Below are 1,169 nucleotides of genomic sequence, written 5' to 3' on the forward strand. Positions count from 1 at the left end.
TACTGAAGTTGAACTCGTGGTGTCGTAGGGGCTGACGGTTCGTCGCCCGTGCGGTATCACCGGGGCATGCGGTATCCACAGGGAGGCGGGCTGACTGCCGAACGGCAACAGTTCCGCGAGGGGTTACGGTTCCAGGCGGCCGAGCGGTTCGCCCGGGGCGAGGCGAGCTCGGTGATCGCCAAGGACCTGCGGGTCAGTGTCCGCTCGGTGCAGCGGTGGCGGCAGATGTGGGACGAGGGCGGTCCGCGGGCTCTGCGGTCACAGGGGCCGGCGTCGCTGCCGAGGCTGAGCGAGAAGCAATTCGCCCAGTTGGAAGCGGAGCTGGCCAAGGGGCCGGCCGCGCACGGCTGGGAGGACCAGCGATGGACGCTCGCGCGGATCAAGACGGTGATCGGCCGGCGCTTCCACCTGACCTACACGGTCCAGGGCGTGCGCAAGCTCCTGGTGCGCAACGGCTGGTCCTGCCAGGTCCCGGCCCGACGGGCGATGGAGCGGGACGACGAGGCGGTGGCCGGGTGGGTCAAGGAGGTGTGGCCCTGCGCGGAAGGCTCGCGGCGGCCCGTGGAGCCTGGCTCGTCTTCGAGGACGAGGCCGGATTCTCCATGACGCCGCCGCAGGCCAAGACCTGGTCACAGCGCGGCCGGACCCCAGTGGTGCGGGTCCGCGGCCGCTCCCGCAGGCGCGTCTCCATCGCAGCGCTGACCTGCTACAAACCTGGCCACCGCTCGAGGCTGATCTACCGGCCGCGCCGGGACGACGGACGCCGCGACGGCCGCAAGAGCTTCTCCTGGCGCGACTACCGGGACCTGCTGATCGCCGCCCACCGGCAGCTCGGCGGCCCGATCGTGCTCGTCTGGGACAACCTGAACGTCCACAAGGCCGCCGGCCTGCGGGAGTTCGCTGCCTCCCGGGACTGGCTGACCATCTACTACCTGCCGCCCTACGCGCCCGACCTCAACCCCGTGGAAGGGATCTGGTCCCTCCTGCGACGCGGATGGCTCTCCAACGTCGCCTTCAGCACACCCGAACACCTCGTCCAGCGCATCCGACGTGGCCTACGGCACATCCAGTACCGCAGCGACCTCATAGACGGCTGCCTCGCCGAGACCGGCCTGACCATCAGACCTGCCTGAGTAACCCAACGACACCACGAGTTCAACCTCAGTAAC

The 1,169-nt window shown here is 69.5% G+C and carries 1 protein-coding gene; it reads left to right on the plus strand.

The genetic code is table 11. The features are described from left to right. Positions 1-66: 66 nt before the first annotated feature. Positions 67-1,133, plus strand: a protein-coding gene (locus ACWEQO_RS34790; RefSeq protein WP_452986500.1) for an IS630 family transposase whose coding sequence is annotated in 2 segments (ribosomal slippage) — positions 67-510 and positions 513-1,133 — 1,065 coding nt in all. Because the reading frame shifts where the segments join, the coding sequence is not laid out codon by codon here. Positions 1,134-1,169: the final 36 nt, after the last annotated feature.

This window comes from Streptomyces sp. NPDC004051, from assembly GCF_053604275.1.